General features: G+C 69.6%; 27 protein-coding genes and 1 tRNA gene. 8 read left to right on the top strand and 20 right to left on the bottom strand.

The window, feature by feature from the left end:
* Positions 1–184 precede the first annotated feature (184 nt).
* Positions 185–1,579 (bottom strand): ABC transporter substrate-binding protein, encoded by a 1,395-nt coding sequence (locus RIE08_17230; protein MEQ8719353.1) that lies wholly within the window; start codon positions 1,577–1,579, stop codon positions 185–187.
* Between the two features lie 178 nt (positions 1,580–1,757).
* Positions 1,758–2,879, bottom strand: coding sequence for a LacI family DNA-binding transcriptional regulator (locus RIE08_17225; GenBank protein ID MEQ8719352.1), 1,122 nt, complete (start codon positions 2,877–2,879; stop codon positions 1,758–1,760).
* Between the two features lie 198 nt (positions 2,880–3,077).
* On the opposite strand from RIE08_17225, the gene RIE08_17220 reads away from it, so the two are divergent.
* The 3 genes from RIE08_17220 (at position 3,078) to RIE08_17210 (ending at position 6,062) form a co-directional block, all read left to right on the top strand.
* Positions 3,078–3,941, top strand: coding sequence for a MaoC/PaaZ C-terminal domain-containing protein (locus RIE08_17220; protein ID MEQ8719351.1), 864 nt, complete (start codon positions 3,078–3,080; stop codon positions 3,939–3,941).
* Positions 3,942–4,005: 64 nt separating this feature from the next.
* Positions 4,006–5,151, top strand: a complete 1,146-nt coding sequence (locus RIE08_17215) for an alpha/beta fold hydrolase (protein ID MEQ8719350.1) — start codon at positions 4,006–4,008, stop codon at positions 5,149–5,151.
* Positions 5,148–6,062: an LLM class flavin-dependent oxidoreductase gene (locus RIE08_17210; GenBank protein ID MEQ8719349.1), complete on the top strand. Its 915-nt coding sequence runs from the start codon at positions 5,148–5,150 to the stop codon at positions 6,060–6,062. The genes RIE08_17215 and RIE08_17210 overlap by 4 nt, the downstream gene beginning before the upstream one ends.
* Before the next feature lie 40 nt (positions 6,063–6,102).
* Here RIE08_17210 and RIE08_17205 read toward each other — a convergent pair whose 3' ends face one another.
* The 5 genes from RIE08_17205 to RIE08_17185 form a co-directional block, all read right to left on the bottom strand.
* Positions 6,103–7,461, bottom strand: a complete 1,359-nt coding sequence (locus tag RIE08_17205; protein ID MEQ8719348.1) for a neutral zinc metallopeptidase — start codon at positions 7,459–7,461, stop codon at positions 6,103–6,105.
* A gap of 66 nt (positions 7,462–7,527) precedes the next feature.
* On the bottom strand, positions 7,528–8,271 hold the full coding sequence (locus RIE08_17200) for a PspA/IM30 family protein (protein MEQ8719347.1): 744 nt from the start codon (positions 8,269–8,271) through the stop codon (positions 7,528–7,530).
* 101 nt (positions 8,272–8,372) lie between these two features.
* On the bottom strand, positions 8,373–9,713 hold the full coding sequence (locus RIE08_17195; protein ID MEQ8719346.1) for a hypothetical protein: 1,341 nt from the start codon (positions 9,711–9,713) through the stop codon (positions 8,373–8,375).
* Between the two features lie 22 nt (positions 9,714–9,735).
* Positions 9,736–10,104 (bottom strand): type II toxin-antitoxin system PemK/MazF family toxin, encoded by a 369-nt coding sequence (locus RIE08_17190; GenBank protein MEQ8719345.1) that lies wholly within the window; start codon positions 10,102–10,104, stop codon positions 9,736–9,738.
* Positions 10,101–10,427, bottom strand: coding sequence for a hypothetical protein (locus tag RIE08_17185; protein ID MEQ8719344.1), 327 nt, complete (start codon positions 10,425–10,427; stop codon positions 10,101–10,103). Before RIE08_17185 ends, RIE08_17190 begins: the two co-directional genes overlap by 4 nt.
* Positions 10,428–10,512: 85 nt before the next feature.
* On the opposite strand from RIE08_17185, the gene RIE08_17180 reads away from it, so the two are divergent.
* On the top strand, positions 10,513–10,758 hold the full coding sequence (locus RIE08_17180) for a helix-turn-helix domain-containing protein (GenBank protein ID MEQ8719343.1): 246 nt from the start codon (positions 10,513–10,515) through the stop codon (positions 10,756–10,758).
* A gap of 23 nt (positions 10,759–10,781) precedes the next feature.
* On the opposite strand, the gene msrA is transcribed toward RIE08_17180, so the two are convergent.
* From msrA to RIE08_17160, 4 genes are all read right to left on the bottom strand, one after another.
* Positions 10,782–11,438 carry a peptide-methionine (S)-S-oxide reductase MsrA gene (gene msrA / locus RIE08_17175; protein MEQ8719342.1) on the bottom strand — a complete coding sequence of 219 codons (657 nt, stop codon included), beginning with the start codon at positions 11,436–11,438 and terminating at the stop codon, positions 10,782–10,784.
* A 341-nt stretch (positions 11,439–11,779) separates the two neighbouring features.
* Positions 11,780–12,475: a class II aldolase/adducin family protein gene (locus RIE08_17170; protein ID MEQ8719341.1), complete on the bottom strand. Its 696-nt coding sequence runs from the start codon at positions 12,473–12,475 to the stop codon at positions 11,780–11,782.
* Positions 12,462–13,445 carry an NAD(P)-dependent oxidoreductase gene (locus tag RIE08_17165; GenBank protein MEQ8719340.1) on the bottom strand — a complete coding sequence of 328 codons (984 nt, stop codon included), beginning with the start codon at positions 13,443–13,445 and terminating at the stop codon, positions 12,462–12,464. Before RIE08_17165 ends, RIE08_17170 begins: the two co-directional genes overlap by 14 nt.
* Positions 13,446–13,507: 62 nt before the next feature.
* Positions 13,508–13,807, bottom strand: a complete 300-nt coding sequence (locus RIE08_17160) for a hypothetical protein (protein ID MEQ8719339.1) — start codon at positions 13,805–13,807, stop codon at positions 13,508–13,510.
* A gap of 118 nt (positions 13,808–13,925) precedes the next feature.
* Between RIE08_17160 and RIE08_17155 the strand changes: the two genes are divergently transcribed.
* The gene (locus RIE08_17155) at positions 13,926–14,882 is read left to right on the top strand and encodes a hypothetical protein (protein ID MEQ8719338.1); all 957 of its coding nucleotides are present in this window, start codon (positions 13,926–13,928) and stop codon (positions 14,880–14,882) included.
* A 53-nt stretch (positions 14,883–14,935) separates the two neighbouring features.
* Here the strand turns inward: RIE08_17155 and RIE08_17150 are convergent, their stop codons facing one another.
* Both RIE08_17150 and RIE08_17145 read right to left on the bottom strand, forming a co-directional pair.
* Positions 14,936–15,703, bottom strand: coding sequence for an alpha/beta fold hydrolase (locus RIE08_17150; GenBank protein MEQ8719337.1), 768 nt, complete (start codon positions 15,701–15,703; stop codon positions 14,936–14,938).
* 13 nt (positions 15,704–15,716) lie between these two features.
* Positions 15,717–16,040 (bottom strand): hypothetical protein, encoded by a 324-nt coding sequence (locus RIE08_17145; GenBank protein ID MEQ8719336.1) that lies wholly within the window; start codon positions 16,038–16,040, stop codon positions 15,717–15,719.
* Positions 16,041–16,144: 104 nt separating this feature from the next.
* On the opposite strand from RIE08_17145, the gene RIE08_17140 reads away from it, so the two are divergent.
* Complete coding sequence (locus tag RIE08_17140) at positions 16,145–16,906, top strand: enoyl-CoA hydratase-related protein (protein MEQ8719335.1); 762 nt, start codon at positions 16,145–16,147, stop codon at positions 16,904–16,906.
* A gap of 42 nt (positions 16,907–16,948) precedes the next feature.
* Here the strand turns inward: RIE08_17140 and RIE08_17135 are convergent, their stop codons facing one another.
* Positions 16,949–17,728: an HDIG domain-containing protein gene (locus RIE08_17135; protein MEQ8719334.1), complete on the bottom strand. Its 780-nt coding sequence runs from the start codon at positions 17,726–17,728 to the stop codon at positions 16,949–16,951.
* A gap of 98 nt (positions 17,729–17,826) precedes the next feature.
* Between RIE08_17135 and RIE08_17130 the strand changes: the two genes are divergently transcribed.
* Entirely contained in the window at positions 17,827–19,005 is a 1,179-nt protein-coding gene (locus RIE08_17130; protein ID MEQ8719333.1) for a zinc-binding dehydrogenase, read from the top strand.
* A gap of 91 nt (positions 19,006–19,096) precedes the next feature.
* Here the strand turns inward: RIE08_17130 and rpmG are convergent, their stop codons facing one another.
* Together rpmG and rpmB are read right to left on the bottom strand one after the other, a co-directional pair.
* Positions 19,097–19,264, bottom strand: coding sequence for a 50S ribosomal protein L33 (gene rpmG / locus RIE08_17125; protein MEQ8719332.1), 168 nt, complete (start codon positions 19,262–19,264; stop codon positions 19,097–19,099).
* On the bottom strand, positions 19,264–19,500 hold the full coding sequence (gene rpmB, locus RIE08_17120; protein MEQ8719331.1) for a 50S ribosomal protein L28: 237 nt from the start codon (positions 19,498–19,500) through the stop codon (positions 19,264–19,266). The genes rpmG and rpmB overlap by 1 nt, the downstream gene beginning before the upstream one ends.
* A 78-nt stretch (positions 19,501–19,578) precedes the next feature.
* On the opposite strand from rpmB, the gene RIE08_17115 reads away from it, so the two are divergent.
* Positions 19,579–20,256 carry a DsbA family protein gene (locus RIE08_17115; protein MEQ8719330.1) on the top strand — a complete coding sequence of 226 codons (678 nt, stop codon included), beginning with the start codon at positions 19,579–19,581 and terminating at the stop codon, positions 20,254–20,256.
* Between the two features lie 9 nt (positions 20,257–20,265).
* Here RIE08_17115 and RIE08_17110 read toward each other — a convergent pair whose 3' ends face one another.
* The 4 genes from RIE08_17110 to RIE08_17095 all read right to left on the bottom strand — a co-directional run bounded on the left by RIE08_17110 (position 20,266) and on the right by RIE08_17095 (position 24,808).
* Positions 20,266–22,290 carry an acyltransferase family protein gene (locus RIE08_17110; protein MEQ8719329.1) on the bottom strand — a complete coding sequence of 675 codons (2,025 nt, stop codon included), beginning with the start codon at positions 22,288–22,290 and terminating at the stop codon, positions 20,266–20,268.
* Between the two features lie 537 nt (positions 22,291–22,827).
* Positions 22,828–22,901: transfer RNA gene (locus RIE08_17105), tRNA-Arg, on the bottom strand.
* A 180-nt stretch (positions 22,902–23,081) separates the two neighbouring features.
* Positions 23,082–23,876, bottom strand: coding sequence for a hypothetical protein (locus RIE08_17100; GenBank protein ID MEQ8719328.1), 795 nt, complete (start codon positions 23,874–23,876; stop codon positions 23,082–23,084).
* Positions 23,877–24,505: 629 nt separating this feature from the next.
* The gene (locus tag RIE08_17095) at positions 24,506–24,808 is read right to left on the bottom strand and encodes a hypothetical protein (protein MEQ8719327.1); all 303 of its coding nucleotides are present in this window, start codon (positions 24,806–24,808) and stop codon (positions 24,506–24,508) included.
* Between the last annotated feature and the right edge of the window lie 1,188 nt (positions 24,809–25,996).

The raw sequence follows: 25,996 nt of genomic DNA, 5'->3' as shown, positions 1-25,996 counted from the left end.
TCGGGCCGTCGTCACAACGGAGCGAACTACTGATCATCCCCACCTCGGCACCCCCCGGTACTCCGAGAATCGATGTGATGCTTCAGGTTCCCACCGCAGCGATCCGCGCCGGCGGGAACCTCATGAGACTACTCAGGGTGGGCCGGGCGCTGCCCGGCCCACCCTGAGATACAACGCTGCGGGCCTACTGGCTCGGCCAGGAGTCCTCGACGTTGTCGACGAACTCCTGGGCGGTGATCACACCGGACACGTAGTCGGTGCCCTCACGCCAGAACGAACCTGACCCGACCTCACCGGGCATGTTGTCCGAGCCGTCGAAGCGGACCGCGCTTCCACCGAACAAGATGTCGAGGATCTCAATCTCGATGGGAGCCAACAAGGCGTTGTTGAACTCGAGGTTCGGCGAGAAGTAACCACCGCCCTGCGCGATGAACCTGGCCTCCTGGTGCGTCGTCGTTCCCAGGAACTCGAGCATCGCGACCGTCTCGGGCTTGTCGTTGAATGCGGCGAACAGCACGCCCGCGGACAGCACCGGGGTCCCGTACTCGTCACCGACCGGCGGCAGGTAGAAGACGCTGACATCGCCGTCGGGGCCGATCGTCGCACCGTTCTCGGTGTAGAACGCCCCGGCGAAGCTCGCCTGGCGGTGCATCGCGCATTCGCCGTTGATGTGCGGCACGGCGACATCACGGAAGTTCGTGGTGGCGATGTTGGCCCGGCCGCCGAAGACGTTGCCCTCGGTGAACCAGATGTCGCCGATGAACTCGGCAACCTCGAGCACCCTGGGGTCGTTGAACGGGATCTCGTGGCTGACCCACTGGTCGTAGACCTCGGGTCCGTGGAGGCGCAACATGAAGTCCTCCATCCAGTCGGTGAAGGGCCAGCCGGTGGCGTCGGAGGACTCGATGCCGATGCAGAAGGGAGCGATCCCCTCGGCCGTGACGTCCTCGATGAGGGTCTCCATCTCGGCCCAGGTCGTCGGGACCTCCCAGCCGTTGTCGGCGAACAGTGCGGTGTTGTACCAGACGAGGCTCTTCGTGTCGGCCTTCTCGGGAATGCCACAGAAGGTGGACCCGTCCTCGGAGGCGCCCAGTGCCCACCAAGCGTCGGTGAACTGCGGCTGGAGACGTGCGAGCACGTCGTCGGGAATCGCGATGGCGTCGCCGTTGGTGCAGAACTCGATGAGACGGCCCGGCTGGGGGATCGCCACGATGTCAGGCGGATCGCCACCCTCGAGTGCGAGGTTCAACACGGTCGTGGCATCGCGCGTCGAGTTCAGGTTGATGCCGACACCGGTGGCTTCGATGAAGGGCAGGAGGCCCTGGAAGAAGCCACTGGCCTCGGACGCGGTCTCCGGCGTCAGCACGTTGAGCGTGAGACCCGAGAAGTCCATGTCGACGAACCGCTGGTCGATCGGGGTCGCGGGGACCGCCGGCGCCGGTTCCTCGTCTCCGCCGTCATCGGCGGCAGTGCCGTCGTCGCCCGATGCGGTGTCGTCATCGTCATCGCCGCAGGCGGCGGCGACGAGCGCCAGCGCGAGAAATACGGCGATGAGTTTCCAAAGAGCTGATCGCTTCATGCGGTGAACTTCCCCTCTTGTGACTGTTGATGCCGCCCGCCGTTCCCCATGACACGGTTGGTCGACAACCTTGTCGCCCCGGCTGTTCGTCAGGACTGTAAGCGCTTGCACCATAACCCAGCCACACGGTTCGATCAACGCGTGCGGGCACCCACGGCCCGACGGTCCGCGCCGGTCGTCACCTCACGCGCACCGGCACAGCTCCGCTCGTGCGGCGCACGACGAGCTCCACGTCGCACACCTCGTGAGGTCCCCCCGCACCGGGTTCGGCCATCTCCGCGAGCAGACGACCCGCGCCGCGCTCCCCGAGAATCCGGACCTGTTGACGCACGGTCGTGAGACCGACCGCGGCGGCGAAGTCGTGGTCGTCGAAGCCGACGATCGACACGTCCCCCGGCACTGCGACACCGAGCGACCGCGCAGCCTCGAGCGCCCCGGCGGCCATTTCGTCGGAGAAACAGAACACGGCGGTGGGCGGGTCGCCCATCGCGAGCAGTGACGCCATGGCGAGCTCCCCGCCCTGCATGGTGAACTCGCCGTCGGCCACGAGCTCGTCGGAGAACGCCAGCCCCGCGGCGCCCATCGCCTCGCGGAAACCCGCCATCCGTGCTCCGGGGACCGGTGACTCGTGCCCCGCCACCACGTGGCCCGAGATCACCCCGATCCGGGTGTGTCCGAGCTGGATCAGGTGCTCGGCGGCGAGGCGCGCACCGAGGTGGTTGTCCACCGAGAGCCCCGGGTGGGGATCGATGCGCTCCCCGATCGTCACCACCGGCACACGGAGACGCTCGAGCATCCGTCGGTATCCGGGCTCGACGAAGAAGTCGACCAGGACGAGCCCGTCGACACGGGACTGGAACGCATCCGACCGCTCGAAGAAGTCGTGCCGGCACGACGGGTCTTCGACCGACAGGATCAACAGGTCGTAGTCCGCCGCGGACAGCACCCGCTCGATGCCTGCGACGAGGGTGCTCGCGTACCACCGGTCGAACAGCGGGGCGACCAGACCGACCGTGCGGGTCCGACCCGAGGCGAGGCGCGAGGCGTTGGGATCGGCCTTGTACCCGAGGGCGGACGCCGCCTCGTGCACGCGGTGGCGTGTTCCGGCGGCGACGTTGGGGAGGTCCCGTAGCGCCCTGGAGACCGTCGCGACGGACACGCCGGCGAGCCGGGCGACGTCGTCGATCCGGGCACGCCGGGTGCCGGGGACACCGGCTGGGCCACCGCCACCCGTTGCGGCGTGCTCCCCGGCGTCGGCCGGCTCGGCGCCCGCTTCGGCGCGTTCTTCACCTGACTGCAACCCGTCCCCTATCGCTCTCCGCGTTGAAAGCGCTTACAACGCCGTCGACTGTAGCCAACTGCCGGCGCCGGCGAAAATGCGGCCCAAGGGGCTCTGGCGCGCTGCCACACCCTACGGATGACGGCGGGATTTCCGGCAGGCGCCGGCTGGGACTACGGTGCGCGCCGCATCGTGACATCGCGACCTGAGGAGCCTCCCATGGCCATCAACCCCGACGCCGTCGGCGCGGCGACCCCGGCGACACCCGTCAGCTGGAACTCCACCGACTGCATCCTCTACGCGCTCGGGGTCGGAGCGGGAGCGAGTGACCCGACCGGCTCAGAGCTCGAGTTCACCACCGAGAACTCCGACGGCGTGACCCAGCGGGCGCTGCCGACGATGTGCGTCACGAAGGGGCCCGGTGTCGGTGGACCCAACCCGATCGGCGACATCGGGGACTTCAACTGGGCGCTGCTCGTGCACGGCGAGCAGTCTCTGACTCTGCACAAGCCGTTGCCGACCGCGGGCGACTTCGAGATCACGGCCACGGTCACCGGGATCTACGACAAGGGCAAGGCGGCTCTCGTCGTGCTGGCCAGTGAGGCCGTCGACGCAGCGGACGGCTCCCCGGCGTTCAGCCTCGAGAGCTCGATGTTCATCCGCGGTGAGGGTGGCTGGGGCGGCGAGCGCGGCCCGGCGAAAGAAGGTCCTCCGCCGCGCCCGGAGCGGGACCCGGACCATGTCGTGACCTATGCGACTCGGACCGACCAGGCCCTGATCTACCGTCTCAGCGGCGACCGCAACCCGCTGCACGCGGATCCCGCGTTTGCAGCGCTGGCCGGATTCGACCGGCCGATCCTGCACGGCCTGTGCTCCTACGGCTTCACCGGCCGGGCACTGCTGCACACGCTGTGCGACTCGGACCCCGACGCCTTCAGGACGATGGCGGCCCGATTCTCCGCACCCGTCATGCCCGGCGACACGCTCGACGTGAGCATCTGGCGTGACGGTGGTCAGGCCTGGTTCGCCACGGCGGTCGGCGACACCGTCGTGGTCGACGGCGGGTACTTCACCTTCGGCTGACCACGGCGACAGCCGACGCCCACACCGTCGGTCTCGCACGCCGACGACGTGCCACCATGGCGCGATGAGTGACGACGCCGTCCATCCCTACGAGATCTCCATTGCCGACGAGGTTCTCGACGACCTCACCGAACGACTCGTCAGGACACGCTGGCCCGACGAGATCGACGACATCGGCTGGGGGCAGGGAATCCCCCTGGCCTACGTGCGCGACCTGTGCGACACCTGGCTCCACGACTACGACTGGCGCGAGCGCGAGCGGCTCTTCAACGGCTGGCCCCAGTTCCGCACCACGGTCGACGGCATCGGGATCCACTTCCTGCACGTCACCTCGCCGCATCGCGAGGCCCGCCCGATGATCATGTCGCACGGCTGGCCCGGGTCCTTCGCCGACTTCCAGAAGGTGATCGACCGCCTCGTCGACCCGACCCTCGACGGAGGCGACCCCGGCGACGCCTTTCATCTCGTCATCCCGTCGCTGCCCGGCTACGGCTTCTCGGATCGCCCCCGCGAGACCGGCTGGGGCAAGGACCGCATCGCGCGTGCGTGGGCCACGCTGATGGACCGGCTCGGATACCCGCGCTACCTGGCCCAGGGCGGCGACTGGGGGACGATCGTGACCACGCGCCTCGCCCAGGTGGACCCGGACCACTGCGCGGGGATCCACCTCCTCGCCCCGCTGGTCCTGCCGGACCCGGCGACGATGGACGACCTCACCGAGGCCGAGCAGAGCGGCATCGCCGGTATGAAGAACTATGAGGACCACGAGTCCGGGTATTCCAAGCAGCAGGCGACCCGCCCACAGACGCTGGCTTACGGCCTCACCGACTCACCCGTCGGCCAGCTCGCATGGAACATCGAGAAGTTCTGGGCATGGACCGACTGCGACGGCCACCCCGAGACCGTGTTCACCCGCACCGAGTTACTCGACAACGCCACCATCTACTGGGTGACCGCCACCGGCGGATCGTCGGGTCGCCTCTACTGGGAGAGCTTCGACGAGATCTTCACGACCGAACCGGTGACCGTGCCGATGGGCGCCACCATCTTCCCGAAGGAGGTCTTCCGCGTCTCGCGGCGCTGGGCCGAGCAGTATTTCGAGAACATCGTCCACTGGACCACACAGCCCTCCGGCGGGCACTTCGCCGCGGCCGAACAGCCCGACGCGTTCGTCGACGATGTCCGCACATGGGCGGGGATCGTCTGGTGACACTCGGACTGGGGATCTCTGTGGCGAGCGCGCACCCCGGGCTCGACGCCCGTTCCGCCGTGAAGACGGTGATCGCCCGTGTGCAGGCCGCAAAGACGGCCGGCCTCGACAGCCTCACGCTCGGCGATCATCACGCAACGCCGATCACCTACCTCCAGAACGTCCCCATGCTCGGTCGCCTGCTCGCCGAGTGGGGCGACGACCGCCCGGCGGGGTGCCTGTTCCTCGTCCCGTTGTGGAACCCGGTCCTCATGGCCGAACAGATCGGGACCCTCGCGGCGCTCGCCGGCGAGCCGTTCATCGTCCAGGCGGCCATCGGTGGAGGAGCGGAGCAGTTCGCCGCCATGGGCGCACAGGAGTCGACCCGGGGCAGCGTCGCCGACGAGAACCTCGCCGCCGTGCGCGACCTGCTCGCCGGCGGGACCGTCGACCTCCCACGCCTCGGGATCAGCGGGGCGCGGATCGAACCGGCACCGCCCGGAGGCGTCGAGTGGTGGATCGCCGCGGCGTCCAGACCGGGGATCGACCGGGCCGCCCGCTTCGACGCGGCCTGGTACGCAGGGCCCGAGCTGACGCCCCGCACCGCAACCGATCAGTACGCCCTGTGGGCACAGGCCTGCGAGCGACACGGGCGGGAACCGGGACGGGCGATCCTGCGACGCGATGTGATCATCACCGCCGACGGCGCCCGTGCCCGCGAACTCGGCGACGACCTCGTCGAGCGCGGGTACCGCGGCTTCGACCCGGCCGCTCCCGCGTACGGCTCGCCGGCCCAGGTGGCCGAATCCTTCGCCACCTACGCGGAGATCGGCTTCAGCGACATCGTCGTGAGGGTCATGTCGGTCCCTTCGGAGGTCGCGGTCGAAACGATCGAGGCGATGAGTGAAGTGCGAGCCGAACTCGGGGGCTGAACGCGATCAGTGAGGTGCGAGCCGAAGCCGGGGGCTGACGTCAGGAGCCGCACGCGGCGACACCCGAGACGAATCCACGCCGCAGGTCGCCGAAGCGCGCGAATGTCGAGTCCAATACCCGCACCGTCGATGCCGGCTCGGGTGGCGCGTAGACCGAGAACGACGCGACGGCCTCGTCGAGGTCGCCCGGCGAGAGCGTGAGCGGGAGGTCCCCGTCGAAGACCGCCCGGCTCCACGCCCCCGCCACGCAGTCTCCGACTGCGACCGGGTCGGGATCACCCGGAAAGAAGAACTGACCCCAGGCGTGCACGATCGGGTAGGTCGCGGCGAAGTCCCCCAGAGCCATCAGGGCCCCGACGAGGTCCTCGTCGTCGACCAGGACGAGTCCGTCCGCGGGACAGGCCACGGCCAGACCCCTCAGGTCCCCGGGAGCCAGATCGGCGTCGTCACAGGATCGGGCGGCCAGGCGACCGTCGACGATCTCGATCACCGGCGGTGACTCCGGACGGAGCCGACCGTCACCGGCGACGGTTCCGCCTTCTCCGGTGAACGCCGCCCATGCCTCGTCGAGGCCCGCGGTGAGTAGCGGAGCGAGGTCGCTGAAGGGGAGGTTGCCGCCGGTCGCCAGCTCGGAGCGGGCGAACGTCCGGGCGGTGACGAGCGGGAGCACGGCCGGGTAGGTGGCACACGCGGCTGCGCCGTCCTCGAACCCCTCGGTCAGCGCCGACAGCCGATCGAAGGCGTTGCCGTGGGCCGATTCGGCAGCCGCCCCCGTGCCGACCGGGTCGCGCACAGCCAGCAGACCCGCAGCCGCCTCGTCCAACTCACCGTCGTCGCGGGCATCGCGTCGCCCGGCCAGGTCCCCGAGCCACGCCCCGGCGTAACAGTCGGCCTGGAGCTCGAGGACGATCGCCTCGTCGGCGTCGTCGCCCACGTCGTCGTAGGCCCCGGTGCGGAGTTGGATCGCGTGGGCGTACTCGTGAGCCACGACGGTCGCGACCGCGAGGTCACCGATCACGTCGAGCAGGTCGGCGAACAGGACCTCGCGGTCCCAGTAGATCGTGTCGGTGGCCCCGCAGTAGAAGGCGTTGGCCGACTCCTCACGGGGGACCCTCTCGCCGCCACACTCGGGCAGGGATTCGACCGGGCCGGTGACCGAGTCGTACGGGGCGATCGCGGCCACGGGAACGAAGTCACGACCCCAGACCTCGGGCAGCACCCTGGTCCAGTAGGCCTCGACGTCGGCCACCACGACGCTCGTGACGGCGTCGACGTCCGAACCGGCCTCGACCCCGAGCATGCCGGTGTCGGCGGCACTGTCGAGTCCGTCGACGGTGACCGTGCAGGCGCCGGCGAGGAGCGCGACGACCACACCCGCCACCACCCCCCGCGACGTCACCCTCCGAGGGTGACGGGTGGCGGCGACCATGGCCTGAGGTGGCGCGACGCGGGCGGGACGCGCCCGTCAGTTCGCGCTACCGAGCTCCCCGGCGGGTTTGTCGAGGCCGAGCTCGGCACGCAGTTCCGCCAACTTGTCGTCGGCACGGGCGAGCGAGACCGCCTCACGCAGCTCGACCTCGGCACCCTCGGGCGTCACCGAGTGCAGCTCCGCCTTCCCCTTCGCCTCCGCGAGGCGCTGGGAGATCTTGTCCTCCACGCGCCCGAGGCTCGGGGCGTCCGTCTCGAGGGTCGCCGACATGGACTGGACGGCCGAGTTCACCGTCTCCTGCATCTTCGCCTGCTGGATCTGACCGAGCAGCTCCATCCGCTTCGCCGCGAGTTCCTGGACGCGCATTGCGTTCTGTTGCACGGCACGCTTCGCGTCCTCGGCCTGGTCGAGGGCGATCTCGTACTGCTCCTTGAGGCCGTCGAGGTTGTTCTCCGAAGCCTGCAGCTTCATGGCGAGGCTCGATGCGGCGTTCGTCCACTTGTCGAGTTCGGTGGTGTCGCCCGCCGTCTTCGCCTTGTCGGCCCTCACAAGTGCCTGCTTGGCCATCTCGCGTGCCTGGGCGACCTCGTCGGCCATGTCCTCGATCTTGGACTCGAGGCGCTCGCGGTGGGCGATGACCTTGGCGGCCTGGTTGCGCAGCGTCTGGTCCTGGGTCCTCGCCTCCGCGATGGCCTGCTCGAGTTCGACCTCGGGGTCCATCGCGGCTTCGGCCTTCATCTTGAAGAGGGTCCGCAGGTAGCCCCAGATGCGCTTGAACATGTCGCTTGCTCCTCGATCCGCGTGACTGGCGCCCCTGACGCTATCGGCCCACGGTCACCAGGGCTGAAGTCGTCGTTGCGGAGCCGCCTTCGGGACCGGGATCAGAAGCGTCGTCGACCCCGTCCCGCCGATCCGCCCCCCATCCTGCGGCGGCCGGAACCCGCGGGGCGGCCGCCCCCGCTGCGACTCGCTGGAGACCGACGTCTCGACGGCTGTCCCCAGGTGTGGGGCATCCGGGTGCCGGCGCCGATCACATCGAACACGTCGAGTCCGCCCAGGCCGAGGCCTCCGTGGCTTCTCGGGGCACGCGCCGCGGGGACCGAGGCCTTACCGACCGTCACGAGGCGCGGTTCGGGCTTCTCCCCGCGGTCGAGCCGGTCGCGACATGCCGAGCAGACCCGCACCGTGCGCTCCCGGCCGCCCTCGTCGATGACCGCGCTGTGTGTGCCCGCACGGTGGGTCGGATCGAAGAAACACGCCGCCCGGTCATGCTCGTCGACAGGCTCGGGAGGTGGTTCACGTCCCTCCACGATCGCCTCGGCCACCTCGATGCGCCACCGGGCCTCGTCGATGCGGTCGTTGAGGACGCCCAGTTCGATGAGGTCCGTCGTCGTGTCGATCGCGTCGGCCACCTCGCTGTATGCGGTGCTCGCCAGCCGGTAGGCGTCGATGGCGCGCTCGTCGCCGGACAGCTTCACCCGGTCCGCGTTGTCGAGGATCTCGTTGGCGACCACCGCGAGCTGCTCGGCGATCTCGGCGCGCGCGTTTTCGACGTCACGCGTCTCACGAGAGCGGATCCGCCGACGCATGACGACGACGCCGACGACCGCCGCAGCGGCGATCACGACGAGCACGACCAGAACCACGACCCCCGAACCACCGCCCGAACCACCCGCGGGGTTCTCCCCGGACGCGGCGCCTCCCGACGACGGCACAGATGCAGGGACCGACTCCGCCGATGCGAGGATGGCCGCAGCCACCTCGACGGGCGTCGAATCGTCACCGAGACGGTTGGCGGCGCCGTCGAGAATGGCGTCGATGGCGGCATCGTCGTAGGCGTCACTCGCGACTCCGACGTCGAATGACGCCGTGGAGTCGTCCACGAGCTCCGCCATCACCACGACCGACGCTGGAGCCAGACGCGCCCTGAGGTCCTCTGCGATGACCGAGGGGCTCTCGTCGACCGGTCCCGAGAAGACGAGATACCAGGGGACCGTGGCCGGGTCGACGGCGGCCGCCAGGGCCTCGACGTCGTTGATGTCCGCCCGTGAGTCCGACGTCACCACGTAGCCATCGACGTCCAGGGCGACTGCGACATCGGCGCGGTCGTCCAGATCCTGACCCGCGGCCGGCGCAGCGACGGCGACCGCGCACGCGACGGCGAGGATCACCACAGAACAGATGCGGCGGGCGCGTGCGACCGTCCCGGAACCTGAGCTCATCGCGGTCACGCTACCCGCGGGGTCAGGCCCGACCGGACACAGCGGCGGGGCCGGGGACGGCTGCCCGCCGATCGACACCGAGCACCCGCGCCACGGCGGAGCCGACCCGCTCGAGGGTGTCGCCGCCGAGGCGGGCGATGCGCCGGACCAGTTCGGCGCGCTCGACGGTCACGATCACGTTCGTCTTGACCCAGGCGGCCGGCTCGCCCGCACCGACGGGCACCCGGAGCGGCTCGCCGACACCGGATGGTTCCGTCACGACCACCGCCCCGACGACCGTGGTGAGGGGCCCGAGCGCGTCGACCTGCAACACGACCAGGAGGGTGCCCCCGTTCGTCACCCACACGTCACCGCGGCGGGCGACGTCGAGGCCCGCGGGCTCGTCGATCACGGCGATGACTCCCCCGGTTCGCCGCGGCGCAACGCCGCCCACGGAAGGCGGGGCGGGTCGTCGCGTCCCGTCGACGCGAACCGCAGGGCACGGAGGTCACCCAGGTCGTCGTCCGGACCGATCCGGGCCGCGCAGCTGCGCAGCTCGTCGTCGGCCTCGGCGTCGAGTCGCCGGCGGGCCGCGTCCTCGAACCACGCGGACATGGATCCGCTATCCACCCGCCGACGCAGTTCGTCGTGCAGGTCGGCATCGATCGAGATCGTCAGCCTGCGGCGCACACCGTCACGGTAGCGCCCACCCAGCGACGTATGACGAAACTTCATACGAGCGCGATCTCCTGCGGGACCGGCGACCTCCACGGTGATCGGGCGGGGCGGGAGCGCCCCGAGGCCACCACGAGGAGAAGCCATGAATGCCGACACCACACCGACGTCGCCGACCCGCCCGAGCGACCCGATCCGGCTCGCGCCCCGTCCCATCGACCTCGTCGATGACCGGGCCGTGATGGCCACGCTCGGCGTGAGCCGCCACGAGTTGTGCGAGCTCGTGGAGGAAGGGCGCCTGGCCGCCTACGACCTCGGAGGGAACCTGCGATTCCGGGCTCTCGACGTCGCGGCGCTCGCCGCGCAGCGCCACTTCGACGACGCGGCCTGACCGGAGGTGGGCGGTGGCTCGGCTCAGTCGCCGGCGGTCAGCCCGACGGGACAGGACACGCCGGTACCACCGATGCCGCAGTACCCGTTCGGGTTCTTCGCCAGGTACTGCTGGTGGTGGTCCTCGGCGTAGTAGAAGGTGGGGGCGTCGGCGATCTCGGTGGTGATGGGCCCGAACCCCGCCTCCTGTAGGCGCTGCTGGTACGCGTCACGGGTCTTCTCGGCCACAGCCCGCTGGGCGTCGTCGAAGACGTAGAGGCCCGAGCGGTACTGGGTGCCCACGTCGTTGCCCTGGCGCATGCCCTGTGTCGGGTCGTGGCCCTCCCAGAAGACCGAGACCATCTCGGCGTAGCTGGCGACGGCGGGGTCGTACACGGCGAGGACGACCTCGTTGTGACCGGTCAGACCGGAACAGACCTCTTCGTACGTCGGGTTGGGGGTGACGCCGGCGGCGTAGCCGACGGCCGTGGTGAAGACGCCCTCGACCTGCCAGTACATCCGTTCCGCGCCCCAGAAGCAGCCCATGCCGACCATGATCCGCTCGAAGCCATCGGGGAACGGTTCACGCAGCGGCGCGTCGAGCACGAAGTGTCGCTCGGCGACGGTGATGGGGTCGGGCCGCCCGGGCAGGGCCTCGGCCACGGTGGGCATTCTGGTCTTGTCACGTCCGAAGAGGCGCATGACCCACCTTCCATGGAGACTGCTGTCCCCGATGATTCTAGGCTCGGCCACGGTCGGGTGATCGGCGTCTGACGTCGACGTGACGCGGCGTTCACATGAAGGCATCGGGCTGCGACAGTCGCCCGAGGAGTCGTCGTTGCACGTGCCGCGGTCGTTCCCCGAAACATTGCAGTCTTGCAACACTCCTGCTGGCCGCGATACGCGCGCCCCGTTCGTCCAGTAACTTGATAATCACCATCACCGCCCAGGCGGCGGGCTCGGCGCCACCACCGGGTCCGCCGCCTTCGCAGTTTTCAGGCGGTGGTGCGGGCGCTCGCCGTCGCCGCCCCTGGGGTCGGAGCTCAGAGCGCCTCCGCCGCTCCCCACATCTCCGAGCGGATGAACGCGTAGACGCCGGCGAAATCCGAGACGACACCCTCGTCGAACTCCTTCGCTCCACCGAGCGCCGTCGCCCCCCACACGATCTGAGCGGTGCGCTCGACCACCTCGGCGGCGTGCAACGCGTCCGCGGGATCGCGCCCGACACACACCAGACCGTGGTTCGCCATGAGCGTCGCGCTGCGATCGCCGAGGGCCTCGGACACGACGTCGGCCAGTTCCTCGCTACCGGTGCGTCGGTAGTCGCACACGGCGACCTCGCCACCGATGTAGACGATGACCTCCTCGATGACCGCCGGGATCGCCCTGTGGGCGATCGCGAACATCGACGCATACGCCGGGTGGCAGTGGACCACGCCGCCCACCTCCGGGTGGCGGGAGTAGCACGCCAGATGGAGCGACTTCTCCGACGAGGGCGATCCCCGACCGTCGACCATCTCGCCCGCCGCGTCGACACGCACGACGTCGTCGCTGTCCATGGAGGGATACGGCACCGACGACGCCGTGAGGGCGAACGTCCCGTCGTCGAGCCGTGCCGAGACGTTCCCGGCGGTCCCGACGACCAGCCCGATGCGGTGCATCTCGCGCGCGACGCGCGCGACCTCCTCGAGCTCCGGGAGGTGACCGTCACGCGTCGAAAGGGCCTCAGGTGCGGACATTCCAGACCTCCGGGTTGGCGAGACGCTCGGGCCGGACACCCGAGAGCACCCGCTCGATGTCGGCCACGACCATCGCTGAGTGGCGGGTCTCGGTGTCGTAGGTGGCTCCCCCGATGTGGGGGGTGAGCACCACGTCGTCGCGCAGGGTGAGGGGGTGGCCCTCGGGGAGCTGCTCGCCGTCGAAGTGGTCGAGGGCGGCGCCACCGAGGTGACCGCCCTCGAGCGTCGCGACGAGCGCGTCGAGGTCGTGCAGGGCCGCACGCGACGCGTTGATGAACACGGCACCGGGCTTCATCGCCGCGAACCTGGCGGCGTCGAACATCCCGATCGTTTCAGGGGTCACGGCGGCGTGGACCGACACCACGTCGGACTCCGCGAGCAGGTCGTCGAGCTCGTGGGAGGCGTCGGGGGCGAACGGGTCGCTCGTGATCACCTTCATCCCCAGACCTTCGAGACGCCAGGCGAGAGCGCGGCCGACCGCGCCGTAGCCGACGATGCCAACCGTGCGACCGGCGATCTCCCACGCCCGGTAGCGCTGGTACGGCAGGGTCTCACCGAACACGTTGCCTGTCCGCACATCGCGATCGGCTGGGAGAATGCGTCGCGTGAGCGCGATCAGCAGGCCGATCGTCAACTCCGCCACGGCGTCCGCGTTGCGACCCGGCGCGCACACCACCGGCACCCCCGCCGCGGTGGCACCGGCGAGGTCCACGTTGGATGGCACACCACGGGTGGCCGCCACGACCTCGAGCGGCCTTTCGAATACCGGCCCGGACACGAAGTCCGCTTCGCACACGAGCAGCGTCGCACCACAGCGGTCGAGGCGCTCGGCGAGGTCGTCGGGGCCGTGCAGCTTTATCGGTGTGTGATCGATCCACGGGTCGAGCTCGACCTCGGCGAGTCGGCGGAGCGCGTCGAGCGCTTCACCACGAAGTGGCGCCGTGACCAGCGCCCTGCGGGGATGTGTCATGGCCACAGTGTGCCGTCTCCGGCAGCGGGCCAACGACGCAACCGGACCCGGGGCGCAGACTCTCAGTTCAGAGGTGGGAGGTCGCCGAAGTCGAGGCGGATGCCGTCGAGTGCGTCGTCGGGGTCCCCGGCCTCCTGTTCGACCTCGACGGTCGTCTTCTCCGGTTCGATGATCTCCCCTACGGCGAGCATCGCCGCGGCGAGGACCGAACCCGATCCGCCCCGCCTGCGGGCGCGGAGCGTCGGCAGATCACCGTCGACGATCAGTTCGATCTCCTCGGCGGACGGCCCGGACGGCGCCCACCGCGCGGTGTCGTCGTCGATCCCGTCGCCGTGTCCGTCTGACCGGGCTTCTGCCTCCATCACCTGAGTCTGCCGCACCACCCGGCGCGACGGACCGCACCGGTCGATCATCGGGGTCGCCTACCGTTGACACCCCAGTGGCCGGCACGCCTGTCGCGACCCCGATCCGAGGACGACGATGATCCAAGCCCACGACCCCCGGGCCGAGGCGCAGAGCCTTCTCGGTGACGGGTACCTGGCCCACGTGCTCGAGCCGAGCCCGCCGCCGGTCGGCGCACCCGACTTCGCCGACGATCCGGCCGTTCCCGTCGACCGCACCCGGCCGACGGTCACGCCGACGACGGCAGGCACGACCACCTGGGACGACCTGGCACGCGCCGACACCGCGATCGCGCACTTCGCCCGAGCCAGATGGCTCGGCGCCTGGGCACCCCTACGCGAACCACCGGCTGGGCTCGTCGCAGCGCGCGAGGACCTCCACCGCGTCGCCTACTCCCTGGTCGCAGAGGCGCGGCGTGTCTCGACGGGCAAGTTCGGCCTGCGCTTCACCCGCGGCGGCTTCGGAACACCGTTCTTCGACGACGACCGCCAGGTCCGCGTCGAGGACGGACGCCTGGTCCTCCAGAGCGCGGGTGCGGTGGCGTCCACGGAACTCACGACGCTCAACGCGGCGGCCGCCCATCTGGATCTGGCGCCGGGCACCGACGCCGCCGAACACGACAGCCCCGATCAGGGCGACCTCGATCGTCCCCTGGCCATCACCCCCGAGGGGGCGGACTTCGTCGCCGACTGGTTCGGTTTCGCCACGTCGGTGCTCGAAGAGATGCGGCTGACCGGCGGCGCCCTGGACGTATCGAGGGTCCAGCTCTGGCCGGGACACTTCGACGTCGCCATCGAGATCGGCGACGGCGACTCGGGTCGGCGCGCCACCTACGGCGCCTCCCCTGGCGACACCGCACACGACGCGCCGTATCTGTACATAGCGCCGTGGGCCTCGGTGCCCGATGACGCGTTCTGGGATTCAAACGCGTTCACCGGAGCCGAGCTCGGATACGCCGACATTCTCGATGCCGACGACCAGCGCGGGCGCGCCCTCGGGTTCTTCCGAGAGGGCCACCGGATCCTCACCGACTGACGTTCGGCGCGAGGCGTGGGATCAGCGACGCGGTGGACTCAGGGGACGGAGGCCTATCCGCCGTCGTCGTGAGCAGCGCCCGCGAGGATCCAGTCGAGACCGCGCCGGGCCGCGGCGAGGCCGGGTTCCCGCAGTGCATGACCCATGCCGTCGACGAGATCGAGCCGGGCCGGGCCCGCCGCCGCGGCGTGGAGCTCGTCGGCGGCCGCGGGGTCCAGGAGCCGGTCCGCGCGCCCGTGCACGATCCACACGGGCACCGACACCCGACTGATTCTCTCCCGCGGGGGCGTAGGTAGCCGCAGGCCTTTCGCGATCCGCACGCCCGGGTGATACCGGGCGAGCATCCGCCCCGGCGCGGTCCGGGTGATGAACGTCACGTAGGCGGTCACGAAGCTCGGTTTCGCCTGCCAGCGCGACGGGCTCGAAATCAGCAGCAGTCCGGCGATCTCCGGTGAGCCGGGGGGCCGCTCGTCGAGATAGCCGAGCACCGCCGCTCCGCCCATGGACACGCCGACGAGCACCACCGGGGTGTCGGTCCGGGCGACGGAGACCGCCGCCGCGACGTCGTGGCGTTCGCGGTCGCCGAGCGTCGACTCACCGCCCGAACGGCCGTGGCCGCGTCCGTCGTAGGTCACGATGTCCACGTCGTCACCGCCGAGAGCCTCGACGAGAGCGACGATCTCGGGGTGGGACCGGTGGGCGGTGAAACCGTGCACGACCACGACGGTCGCAACGGGTTCCCGAACCCGCCGGTGAAGAACCGCGAGGTCGACGTCGTCGGCGGTGACGACCCGCAGGTCGTCGATGTCGACGCCCGTCACGTCGAGAGTCGGGTCACGTCGAGGTGTTCAGCGCCACGGCGAGTACGAGCGCCACGGCGACCACGACCACGGCGACGAGGAGGAACAGGCCGGCCAGGCGGACCCATACGGGGCGACCGGCGAGAAGGCCGGACGGCTCGACGACGCCGATACCCAAGACGTTGCACGCGTAGTCCACGTCGTCGGCGCGCACGGTGATGTCGAAGGGACCCGAACCGTCGCGTCGACCGGCCATCACCGTCGCGCCCACACCGGCGCGGCGCAGGTGGTCGATCAGCACCGCGGCCTCCTCGCGCGTGGCGACACGCCAGATCGGCTGTCCGCCACCGTAGGCCACGTCGCTACCTCCCTCGCTCTCCGGGATCCCTTGTCTAGTCGTCGCAGCGCTTCTCCCGCCACGGCTCCATCCTGCGAATCCGACGCGACGGTACCGTTCGATTCATGAGCGAGGGACGGATATCCACAGAGGTCACGGACGGGATCGGCTGGCTCGTCCTGGACAACCCGCAACGCCGCAACGCGATGGACCTGGCGATGTACCGTGCCGTGCCGGCGGCCGTCGACCAGCTCGTCGACACAGAGGTGGCCGTAATCATCGTGCGGGGAGCGGGAACCGAGGCGTTCGGCGCCGGCTCGGACATCTCTCAGTTCACGCGTGAACGGACGGGCCCGGCGGCGCGCCACTACAACGACGTCGAGCACCGGGCCCAGGCGGCGCTTCGAGCCGTCGACGTCCCGGTCATCGCGATGATCCACGGCCCGTGCATGGGCGGCGGAATCGGGATGGCCGCGGCCGCCGACCTGCGCTACGCGTCCGAGGACGCCGTGTTCGCGGTGCCACCGGCCCGCCTCGGCGTCGGTTACGACCCCCGGGCGGTGACGACCCTGGTGGAGACCGTCGGACCGACAGCTGCACGCGAGTTGCTGTTGACAGCCCGGCGTTTCGACGCCGCGGAAGCCCTACGTCTCGGCTTCGTCAACGCCGTGGTCGCGGGCCCGGAGCTCGAAGCACACGTCGTGGACGTCGCCACGGGGATCACCCGACTTGCGCCACTGACGTTGAGCGCGCTGAAACGGGCGTCCTACGAAGGGACGACCGCGGCCACCGTGGCCGCCACCGACCGTTGCTACGCGTCGGCGGACTACCTGGAGGGGATAGCGGCCTTCACCGAGAAGCGCCCACCCGTTTTCCGCGGACACTGAACGACGACGGGCCGCGTTGCCGACTGCAGCGGGGCCCCGTTCTCACTTGGGGCCGCGCCGACCCCACCAGTCGTCGAGACGCAGCTTCGTCGCTTCCACGTCGAGATCCGGCTCTCGACGCTTGAGCTCCAGGAGGAAGGCGAGCGCCTCGCCGATCTCGGGACCCGCGGGAATCCCGAGGTGGTCCATGACGGCGCTGCCGTCGAGCAACGGCCGCTCGGCGGCGCGGCGGTCGGCCTCGGCCAGATCGGAGATCCGCTGCTCCAATTCGTCGACGTGGTGCTGCAGGTCGAGTGCCTTGCGACGGTTCCTCGTGGTGCAGTCGCTGCGGACGAGTTCGTTGAGCAGGCCGAGCAGTGGACCCGCGTCACGGGCGTAGCGTCGTACCGCCGCGTCGCTCCAGCCGTCGCTGAAACCCTTGAAACGTCCCGAGAGGCGGACGAGTTCGGAGACGTCGTCGACGACTGCCTCGTCGAAGTCCAGCGCGGCCAGGCGCTTGCGAGTCATCCGGGCGCCCACGGCCTCGTGATGGCGGAACGTGACCCCACCGTGGTCGAAGGACCGCGTCCGGGGCTTGCCAATGTCGTGGAAAAGCGCCGCCAGGCGTAGTACGAGGTCCGCCCGTGTCTTGGCGGTGACCGCGATGGTGTGCGCGAGAACGTCTTTGTGGCGGTGGATTGGGTCCTGTTCGAGTTCGAGCGCGGGAAGTTCCGGGATGATCTCCTCGGCCAGACCCGTCTCGACCATCTCCCATAGACCGTCCGTGGGGTCATCGGCGACGAGAACCTCTGTGAGATGTTCGCGCTTCGCCTCGACATCCATGACCCTCAGTGTGCCGACAGCGTCGCGCCGTCGCACGGCGGCGTGCCGATCCGAGTCCGAAAGCGGTCGGCGACGCGACGGGGGCTAGCCTCGGCCCGGTGAAGGCACTCCTCTTCGAGCGCCGCGAGGCGCGCTACGCCGCAGCGAGGATCGCTTCGTCGCTGCGGCCCGGCTCCGGCGCACGCGTCGGACCGCTCAGCGTCCGCGACATCGACCCACCCGAGCTTCCCGGCGACGACTGGCTGCGGGTCGCGCCCCGGCTTTCGGGCATCTGCGGCAGCGATCTCGCCACGCTCTCCAGCCGGACCTCGCGCTACTTCGAGCCGCTCGTCTCACTCCCCTTCGTCCCCGGCCACGAGATCGTCGGGACCCTCGACGACGACACGCGTGTCGTCGTCGACGCCGTGCTCGGTCATGCGGCCCGCGGCGAGGCGCCGCCCCACGCGGGCGCCGCCCCCGGAGACGGCCTGGACTACGGCCACCTGGTCACGGGCCCGATCGAAGCCGGGATCCAGACCGGTTCGTGCCACTCGACGGGGGGCGGTTGGTCCTCGCAACTGGTCGCCCACGCCTCCCAACTCCACGAGGTCCCCGACGATCTCGACGACGATGCGGCCGTGATGGTCGAACCCACGGCCAGCGGCATCCATGCGGCCCTGCGCGGCGACGTCGGTCCCGGCGACACGGTCGTGGTTCTCGGAGCGGGGACGATCGGACTGTGCACGATCGCAGCACTGCGCAGCGGCTCGCAGGCGGCCACGATCATCGCCACGGCGAAGTACCCCCACCAGCGACGCCTCGCCGCGGAACTGGGCGCCGATCTCGTCGTCGCACCCTCCGAGATCCGCCGTGCCGTGCGACGCGCGGTCGGCTGCCGGATGACGGGCGAGGTCCTCTCCGGAGGCGCCGACGTGACGATCGACGCCGTCGGCTCCGCAGGCTCGTTCGGCGACGCGGTCGCGGTGACCCGACCCCGGGGACGTGTCGTGTTGTGCGGAATGCCGGGGAAGATCGGCGTCGACCTGGCACCGGTGTGGCACCGCGAGACCGAAGTCGTCGGGGCCTACACCTACGGGACCGAGCGGCTCCCGGACGGATCGGCCGTGCACACCTTCGACCTGGCGCTCGAGCTCGTGCGCCGGGCCGGGCTCGGCAGACTCGTGTCGGCTCACTACCGCCTCGACGACTACGTGGAGGCCGTCGCCCACGCAGCCGAGGCGGGCCCCCGCGGGGCGGTCAAGGTGGTCTTCGACCTACGCGACACAACGGGCGACTGAGCCGCCACAACGACGAACGCCCGCATCTCGACGATGCGGGCGTGTCTCGGGCCAGCCCTTCCGGGCCGCTTCGGAATCTGGTCGGCTACGCCTACTTCTCTTCGCGGAAGAGGACGTGCTTGCGGGCGACCGGGTCGTACTTCTTCAGCTCGATCCGCTCGCGCTGGTTCACCTTGTTCTTGGTGGTCACGTACGTGTAGCCGGTGCCGGCTGTCGAACGGAGCTTGATGATGGGTCGCTTGTCGCTACCGGCGGGCATCAGACCTTCTCCCCACGACGCCGCATGTCCGCGAGGACGCGGTCGATGCCGTTCTTGTTGATCGTCTTGAGGCCCTTGGCGCTCACGGTGAGGGTGATCCACCGCTTCTCGCTCGGGACCCAGAAACGATGCTTCTGGACGTTGGGGTCCCAACGACGACGCGTGGCACGGTGTGAGTGCGAGACGTTGTTGCCGAACGCTGGCTTGCGACCGGTCACCTGGCAGATCTTGGACATAGGGCCACGAGTCTACCGGTGCGTACCGAGACTCCACTAGCGTCGATCTCACCCCCGCCGAAACGGAGAATCTCCCCCGTGACCGACGTCGACAGACCCGCCGTTGCCGAGCCCATCTCGTTCCACTTCGACCCCCTGTGCCCGTGGTGTTGGCAGACGTCGCGCTGGATCCGACAGATCCGCGAACTCGGCCTCGTAGAGGTCACCTGGGCGTTCTTCTCGTTGTCGATCGTCAACTGGGACGGGCCCATTCCCGAGTTCGACCCGACCGACGCCCGTGGGGTCGCTGCGCTGCGCACGGCCGTCGCGGTGCGCGACGGCTTCGGCAACGACGCGCTCGACCGCTACTACGCCTCGCTCGGACACAGGATCTGGGACGAGGTGGCCTCGCCCGACAACGTCACGACCATCGAGGGCGCGCTCGGCGACGCCGGCCTCGATGCGGGCCTGTGCCCACAGGCGCTGGAGGACCACACCACCTGGGAGACGGTCCTGCGCGAGCACACCGAGCTGTGCGACGAGACCCGCAGCTTCGGCGTGCCGACGATCCGCCTGGATGGCGGGACCGGCCCCGCCATCTTCGGCCCGGTCATCTCGAATCCGCCGGCGTCCGACGAGGAGGCCGCCGAGCTGTGGACGCACGTCGCCTGGCTGGCGCGCTACGAAAACTTCAGCGAGCTGAAGCGCGAGCGCACGATCGAACCCGACCTCGAGCGCTTCCGCGTCCGAGCGCGGGAGCGTGCTGCGAGAGGCTGAACCCGCAGGTCAGTCGGTGGGCGGCACCGGCGGTGGTGTGCCGCCGACGGCCGCCGCGATGAACGCCGCATACCACTGCTGGCCCACGTACTCCATGTGGGTGCCATCCACCACGAACCATCCGGGCTGGTCCCGGGAGTAGTCGTACCAGTCCAGGACCGTGACGTTGTCATAGCGGGCCGCGCCCGCCCATAGCTCCGCGTTGACGACATCCTGCCATCGTTGGGTGACCCGCACGGTCAACACGAACACCCGCTCGACGCCGGCGAGCGGCGCCATCATGGCGTCGAACGCCCCGGCGTTGATGGGGCCGTTGTGGCCCGTGTGGATCACCACGACGTCGCCGACCTGGCCCGCCGCGACCATCTCCGACAGCGCGTCGACGGTCTTCGTCCAGTGACGCGCCTCCTCCGCGTTGATGACCAGTTCGGGGAAGGACGCACCCAGCGGACCCGCTGCACCGAGCATCACAGAATCGCCGAGGGCCACGACGCGCCCGGGAACGGCGGGTCCCGGGTCCGGCGTGGGCGACGGCGTCGGCACCTCGGTCGGGTCCGGCGTGGGCACCTCGGTCGGGTCGGGCGTCGGCGTGATGCTCGGGCCCGGGTTCGGCTCGCCCGGCGGTGTGGGGTCTGGCGCGGGGTCTGGTGTGGGGGCCACGGATGGCTCAGGCGTCGGTTCCGGCGTGGGGACGACCGGCACGCCACCGGGCCCGGCTGGTCCACCCTCGGCGGGAGGAGGCGGTGCCGCCACCTCGACGGACGCTCCTCCACCCGCGTCGACACGGGGGACGATCAACCCGCCCGCTGCGGCGACCACGACCACTGCGACCATCGCGGGCCGCAGCGACAGCGACGGGGCCCGGACCGAGCCGGCCCAGCGGCGCAGGGTCGCTCCGACGCCGTCACGACGCATCGGCGTCTCCACGAACCGGTAGGACACCTCGGCAAGGACGAGGGTCACCGCGATCCGCAGCGCGTGGAGGCGCCACCCGCTGAGGTCGACGTCGAGACGCGGCTGGGTGACGACGATCACCGGCCAGTGCCAGAGGTAGATCGAATAGGAACGGACACCGACCCACCGCAGCGGTTCGACCGACAGTAGGCGGGCGAGCACTGAGCCGGGCACCGCCACAGCTGCGATCACCACCGCCGTGGTGAGAGCTACGAGGAGGAAGCCTCCGCGGTAGAGGTGGTCGTCGAACTCGCTGGTTGCCCATGCCCACCAGGCGAGGCCGACGAGCCCGGCCATGCCCAAGAGGTCGGCGACGCGACGACCCGCGGGCCCGATGGCCCAGCGGGCCGCGGCCGAGCCCATCACGAAGGGTCGCCACGCGAAGGCGAGCAGCGCTCCCACGAGCAGCGCCGCCGCGCGGGTGTCCGTACCGAAGTAGATGCGTGAGGTGTCCGTCAGCGGCTCGTAGAGAATCCACATGGCGGTGGTCGATGCGGCGATGCCGACGACGGTCACAGCCGCGAGCCGCTTCATTCCGATGAAACGGAGGCCGCCCGCGAGAACCAGGGGCCAGACGAGGTAGAACTGCTCCTCCACGGCGAGCGACCACAGGTGTTGGAACACCTCGGGGCGCCCGAAGGAGTCGAAATAGGAGCGGTCCTCGACTATCAGGAACCAGTTGGTCACATACGTCGCCGCGGCTGCGATCTCGCCGCCGACTCCGCCGAGGTCCGAGGGCATGACGACCGCCATGAAGGCCACCGTCCCCGCGACCAGGAGCGCGACCGCCGGCAGCAGTCGGCGCGCCCGCCGCAACCAGAATCCCCGCAGGTCGATGGCTCCCGAGGACTCGTGTTCGTGCAACAGGAGCGCGGTGATCAGGTACCCGGAGACGACGAAGAAGACGTCGACACCGAGGAATCCACCCGGCAGCCACGAAGCGCCGGTGTGATAGGCGACGACGGCGATGACAGCGAGGGCGCGCAACCCGTCGAGCCCGCCGAGGTAACGGTGACCCCGGGTCGTGCTCGCGGCAGCCGGGGATGACTCCCCGAAGATGCGGACGCGTCGACTCAACACCTGACCTCGCTCGAATGGTCTCCGCCCGCAGAACCGCACAGTAGCAACACCACCCACGGCACCGACACCCGCGCGGGGGTGAAATCCGCGGAAAACCACTTCAGGGAAAACGAGGGAGGCCCCCGTATGCACACGGGGGCCTCCGGCAGGGGCAGACGCTTCCTCCAGGGGAGGAACGTTGCACACACATGGTCGGCCACCATTGAGGAGAATCCGATCCCCAAAGTTGAGGATTCATCGCCCGGGCAGCGGATTCGGCGCCACCGGCAGGCTGGTGGTTCAGGACATCTGCAAGGCCGTGGTGCGGCCAGGGTGGGCCGACGTTGTTCAGCGCCCGCCCAGTGGCACCCGATCGCGACGGTGTCATAGCGAATTGCAGCCTCACGGTGGGCCGGCGGACCACCAATTCGCTATGACACTGCTCCCGCGCGCGACCGCCGGGACATCGTCCGCACGATGGGCCTCGACGCCACGCGCGACGCCACATCGGCGCCCGGGCACGTTCGGGCCTTGCAGATGTCTCGCAACATCACCGAGCGCCCACGGCAGGAATCGAACCTGCGGCCTACCGCTTAGGAGGCGGTCGCTCTATCCGACTGAGCTACGTGGGCGGGGCCGGGAGAATTGGTGGCGCGAAACCCCGGCGGTCGGAGTCTAGGGGCGAGCTGAACGTGGGCTGGTGGCTCGGGTGGGCGCTCCCGAGGTCCGCACCAGCCGCAGCGCGGCGCTCTGGGGTCCTCTAGGGCCGGTTGGAGACGCGCTGAAGCCGTCGGGTGGGCGCCGGGGTGGGTTCAGGCGGCGGTGACTTGCTCGCGTCGTCGTCGGTGTTCGTGGAGGGCGACGCTGTTGACGCTCAGGGCGAAGCCGATGAGGTTGACGTGTTGGCGGGCGTGGCCGACCGAGTGGGCGCGACCGAGCCAGAGGGTGTCGTCGAGGTGGCGGTTGATGGATTCGGCGTCGTTGCGTCTGGCGTAGAGCCGGGCGAAGTCGTCGTCGCCGGGTGCGATGGGTCGGACGTTCTCGGTGCGGTTGAACCCGCGCTGTTTGTCTTCGGCGTTTCCGTGGAGTCGGACGGTGACTGCTCCCCCGCCGGCCCAGTCCGGCAACGCGTACTCGTTGTACCAACGGAACCGACCCGAGCTGTTGGTCCGCCGGTGGGTGCGAACCCGGGGTAGTGCGATGAACTCGAGGTCGCCGTTGTCGAGCATCCGCCCGATACCGACCATCCCGCCACGGGCGTAGACGTCGACGGTCGTCTCGGTGCCGTCCGGTCCGGTGAGGGTCTTGGTTTCGACGTAGACGAGCTTCTCCTGGCGCTGATCCATCTCATCGCGGCGGGGGTCGTCGGCGCCTTTGACCTTGGCGGTGACGCGGTTGACGGGGAGAAGGCCCAGGTCTCGCAGCAACCGTTGGTGATGGACACCACGCAGCGCTGTGTCGTAGATGACGCCCTGTGCTCCGGGGCACAGGGGCACGAGCCGTTCGAAGCATCCCATCGCTGCGGCGGCTTCGCCGCCCGGTTGGGGGACCCAGTCGACGTCGAGGATGATCCGACCGCGCACATCGGTCGTGCGTGCGGCGACCATGACGAACTTGGTGCCCCACGCGGCTTCGCCCGTTCCTTCCCAGTGCGCCCTGCGTCAGGCTCGGCTCGCCGCGGTGTGATCTCTCCGGTTGTCGGGTCGACGCGGGTGTCGCCAGGTCTGGCACGGAACAGCGGAGCGACGACCTTTCCATCCGCATACAACATGCGCGACAGGTCCGGATGGGTCCATGACCCGCCGCCGTCCTCGCGGAGCAAGCCGATCTCGCGGGCCTGACTGACGGCGAGTTCGCAATGCCGCTCGGCGAGCGCTTCAAGAACCTCGGGGGCGGTGAGGTAGCGGTCGCGGCCATAGAGATAGTGGTGGCGGCGCATTGGCCGCTCCGGTAACCACATCTCGACGTCGTCGGGGAATCGGCGTCGAACGTCACGGCGGATCAGTCGCCACACGAGGGGGTGCGCGAGTTCGGCTTCGACGCGTCGAGCGGAACCGAACACCGACAACAGCGCCTCCCACAAGATCAACGTCCAGGCCGGGTAGTCACGCGGCCGACCGCCGCGCTTTGGATCCAAGTTCGGGATGACGTCGCCGAGTTCGTAGAGGGCGGGGTTGGCGAGAATCGCTTCTATCTTCTCGATCGACGAGATCCCCTCGACCCGCTCGGCCACCACTCAGCCGCCCGCGGGCTCGTCGTTGCCGTCAGAGTCAGTGGTCCAGTTCCAGTCGATCAGCCGCGCCGCCCGGTCCAAGCTGCGTATCCCCAGCCGGAGCGCGACCTCCTCGATCCGCCCCGTCTCCGCCATGACCTGTTGACCCGCCCAGGCGACCACCGACAACGGCCGCACGTCGGGCTCGCTAGCGAGGCCGGCTCGGCGAAACACATCGGCGACTGCGACGCACGACGCGGCCTGGCGGTGATAGTCCGACCCCCGCTTTCCGTCATAGACAACGAGGCGCTGCAGGTCCGGGCCCACCGCTGCAGCCGCCGCGCGAGTTGGACCACCCCCCACTCCGACAAATGGACCCGGCGCGGGACGGTGCGGCCGCTGCCGACAGTCCATACCCGACCGCCTTGCAAATCGACGTCAGCGACCCGCACGTGACCGATCTCCGCGGAGCGAAGCGACGCCTCCCCCAATGCCCACGCCGCGGACAGCCGCGACGATGAATGCGCCGCCGCACGACACACCCCCACCTCATCATCAATCAACGAGCGCGTCTTCAACGACGACCGCGGCGGCAACACCAGGTCCAACGTCGGATCCGACTCGGCCAACCCGAGGTCGCGAGCGGTGCGGAACAACAGCCGCAGCGTCGACCGACGCAGATGCATAGTCGCCGAAGACGGCTCACCTGCGGAAGTCGGAGCTCGCACGAAGCTTTCGGCAACGGCCGGCCCGACTTCGCCGAGCGCTCCGAGACCCACGCGACGGCAGAACGAGCCGAATCGGCCAACCAGATCCAGCACCCGTGGTAACGACTGAACCGACAGAGAACCCGACGCCCTCAGCCCGTCAGCCACGGCCTGCAACTCGAACGCAAGTGACGATTCGGGCACGCGCCGCGAGGCATGCATAGGCTCATCCACGTCGGGACCTCCAGGGGTTCCGGCCAGGCCCCGGGGTGTTACCGCACCGCCGGGGCCACGCATTGTTGCGTCAGCGCAACTCTAGTCAAGTAGTTGCGCTCGAGCAACTACACTGGTATCCGATGGCGAGAAGCGTTGACCCGCACGACCTGGTCGACAGTGCCGAGGTCGCTGAACTCCTAGGCCTGGCGAGTTCGAATGCGGTCCGTGTCTACCGACAGCGATACCCGACATTCCCAAAACCGATCGTCAGCAAGGGCAGATGCGTCCTCTGGGACCGTTCGGACATCGAAGGTTGGGATCGAACACGCTCAGGACGACCCCCGGGCTCATAACCCGAAGGTCGTAGGTTCAAATCCTACCCCCGCCACCACACAAGCCCTGGTCACAGCGTTGCTGCGGCCAGGGCTTTGTCGTTCACCGGCCATTCTTCTAACGGATCTTCTAACGGATGATCTGGCACGGGGTGGCATTCGGGCTCATCGGATTCCTGCGGGGGTGAGGGTGTCGAGTAGGTCCCAGTTGGGCTTGCCGGCGTAGAGGAGGGCTCGGATCCGGTAGTTGCGGAATTTCC

Source organism: Acidimicrobiales bacterium (assembly GCA_040219085.1).
GTDB lineage: Bacteria > Actinomycetota > Acidimicrobiia > Acidimicrobiales > JAVJTC01 > JAVJTC01.
This window is presented reverse-complemented; position numbering and strand designations above follow the sequence as displayed.